Consider the following 2,985-nt stretch of genomic DNA (forward strand, 5'->3'; position numbering starts at 1 on the left):
CATGGTCCGCTATAATTTTTTTGAGCAGCAGGTCCTTGTGGGTCGGATCTTCAATGAGCGAGGCCTGCACAGTGCAATGAACGGCAAGATAATTCCAGGTTGGCACCCGGGCTAGGTCCGGGTAGACCCTGGGTGATAAATACGCGTGCGGCCCGAGGAATGTAACCACTGCCTGCGGACGTGCCTGCAAATATCGCCAATGCAAGTTCGGTTTGGCAACGTGACCGAGCAGGATCAGCTGTGCTGTTTGCTGGCTTGGCCGGGGCCGCTTTTCAAGATGCAGCGGCAGATGGGTGACATAAGGCAGGCCGGCATCATCAACGCTGATCAGGCTGGCAAAAGGGTTGGTTTCGATCAGCGCCGTGGCTTGCGCATGATCGCCTTCAAACTGGGGCGGCAGGTACATAGGTCAAAGCATAGACCAAAATCACGCATAGTCTTCCCCCGAAACCGCAAGTGCGTGACCCCACAGGCTATCCGCCGTGGCCAGCGGACTGAGTTCAGACAGGAATGCCACGCGGATCGATAGTGCAAGGTCAAGCCGGAGCCGGTTGTCCGGCAGATCCACTGCAGCGCTGGGAAAGGTCAGCCTGGCGAGTTGATGCTCCAGCTCCAGCGGTGAGTCCGAAGGAACCAGTGCGCAGAAGCTTCGTGGCCCAAGGCGGGCCAGCGCTCCCTGTGGCGGCAGACGCTGGCGCAATACCTGGGCGAGCAGTTGCGTCATCGCGTCGAGGTTTGAATAATGGGCTGCCGCGGCAACGTCTTCCATGTTGTTGACGTGAATATGGCAAACAGCCAAGTCGGTGCCATTCCTGCGGGCGTCGTCAAAACCCAGCGACAGTAGTTCGCGAAAGCCCCGGATATTCCAGCAACCGGTCAGCGAGTCGAGCGCGCCCTGGCGCTGCAAGGTGCTCAGACGCATCAACAGCTTGTTCTGCAAACTCGACATGGCGCTGATCTTGAGTTCCGCCTCCGCCATGCTCGCCAGATCCTTGAGGGCCGCGAAATCTTCGGCACCAAAAGTCCGGGGCATGGTGTCGATCACGCACAGCGTGCCGACTGCCGCACCCGGTGCGAGTTCCAGTGGCCAGCCGAGATAAGAGCGAATGCCCGGCGGCCCGGTAACCAGCGGATTATCCGAAAAATCAAGGTCAGACCAGGTGTCAGGAATGCAAACAGGCTGATTGAGGGCTACCGCATGGGCGCAAAAAGAAATGTCGCGTGGTGTGTGCGCTACCTCTATGCCCTGCACGGAACGAAACCACTGCCCGTCCTGCTCGACGATGGAAATCAGCGAAATGGGCACATGCAGCAGACGTTTGGCCGTGCGGGTAATCCGGTCAAAACGCTCCTCGCGCGGGGCGTAAGCGCAGTAAGCGCTTCGCAAGGCGGCAAGACGCAAAACTTCATTTTCAGGAATAGGGGCAGAGAGCATGAAGCTACCGGTTGGCGTACAAGCAAATCAGATGATAGCTAATACGTGAACCGGACGGGTTTGGATGCGTTACAGCTGCCCCGTTTTTTAGCCTATTCCCACTCGATGGTTGCCGGCGGCTTGCTGCTTACATCGTAGGTGACGCGGTTGATGCCGCGCACTTCATTGATAATGCGGCCCGACACCTTTTTAAGCAGCGCGTACGGCAGTTCGGCCCAGTCAGCCGTCATGAAATCGCTGGTCTGTACGGCGCGCAGGGCGACTACGTATTCGTAAGTGCGGCCATCACCCATCACGCCCACGCTTTTGACCGGCAAAAACACGGTAAAGGCCTGGCTGGTCAGCTCGTACCAGGTTTTGCCGGATGCCGTATCCCTGAAGTTGTGCAGTTCTTCGATGAAGATGGCGTCAGCCCGACGCAGCAGATTGGCGAATTCTTTTTTGACTTCACCGAGAATTCGAACACCCAGCCCGGGTCCGGGAAAGGGATGACGATAAACCATGTCATGCGGCAATCCAAGCGCCTCGCCGAGTTCACGAACTTCATCCTTGAAGAGTTCTCGCAAAGGCTCTAGCAGTTTCAGTCCGAGTTGCTCGGGCAGGCCGCCGACGTTGTGGTGACTTTTGATGGTAACGGCTTTTTTGCTCCCGCCTGATTTACCGCCGCCGGACTCGATGACATCGGGGTAAATCGTGCCCTGAGCAAGCCATTTGGCGCCCTTCGACGACGTGTGGGCTGCCTTGAGTTTGGCCGCCTCGGCCCTGAACACTTCGACAAACTCGCGGCCGATGATCTTGCGCTTCGCTTCTGGGTCGCTCACGCCGGTAAGGTGGCCCAGGAACTGGTCGGCGGCATCGACCCGGATCACCTTGGTGTGCAGCTTGCCGACGAACATGTCCATCACCATGTCGCCTTCGTTCAAGCGGAGCAGGCCGTGATCGACAAACACGCAAGTGAGCTGGTCTCCAATGGCGCGGTGGATCAGCGCCGCTGCAACCGATGAGTCAACGCCGCCGGACAGGCCCAAAATCACTTCTTCGTCACCTACCTGTTGGCGGATCTTCTCGACCGCCTCGCTGATGTAATCGCCCATGACCCAATCCGGCCGTGTTCCGCAGATGTCGAGCACAAAGCGTTCCAGAATCGCCTTGCCTTGCGTCGTGTGCGTGACTTCAGGGTGAAACTGCAAGGCGTAGTAATTGCGTTCTTCGTCGGCCATGCCGGCAATCGGACATGATTCGGTCGACGCCATCAACTTGAAGCCAGGCGGCATTTCGGTCACGTTGTCGCCATGGCTCATCCACGCGTGCAGCATGCCCTGGCCTTCAGGCGTGGTGTAGTCCTGAATACCGTCCAGCAGTTTCGTATGGCCCCTGGCACGGACTTCGGCATGGCCGAATTCGCGCTTGTGCCCGCCTTCGACCTTGCCGCCCAATGCGGCGGCGATGGCGTACATTCCAAAGCAGATGCCGAGCACCGGAAGGCCCAGATCAAACACGGCCCGGGGGGCGCGAAGCGTTTCGTCTTCCCACAGGCTGGCATGACTGCC

3 protein-coding genes are annotated in these 2,985 nt (G+C 58.6%); all 3 read right to left on the bottom strand.

The features are described 5' to 3' along the window. A partial coding sequence (locus tag HHJ19_RS16115) for an FMN-binding negative transcriptional regulator (protein WP_296908883.1) occupies positions 1-406 on the bottom strand: 406 nt, incomplete at its 3' end. A 21-nt stretch (positions 407-427) separates the two neighbouring features. Then, positions 428-1,435, bottom strand: a complete 1,008-nt coding sequence (locus HHJ19_RS16120; RefSeq protein ID WP_296908884.1) for a GAF domain-containing protein — start codon at positions 1,433-1,435, stop codon at positions 428-430. Between the two features lie 92 nt (positions 1,436-1,527). Next, a partial coding sequence (gene guaA / locus HHJ19_RS16125) for a glutamine-hydrolyzing GMP synthase (protein WP_296908885.1) occupies positions 1,528-2,985 on the bottom strand: 1,458 nt, incomplete at its 5' end.

The sequence above is a fragment of the Polaromonas sp. genome (assembly GCF_012927415.1).
Taxonomy (GTDB): domain Bacteria; phylum Pseudomonadota; class Gammaproteobacteria; order Burkholderiales; family Burkholderiaceae_C; genus Polaromonas.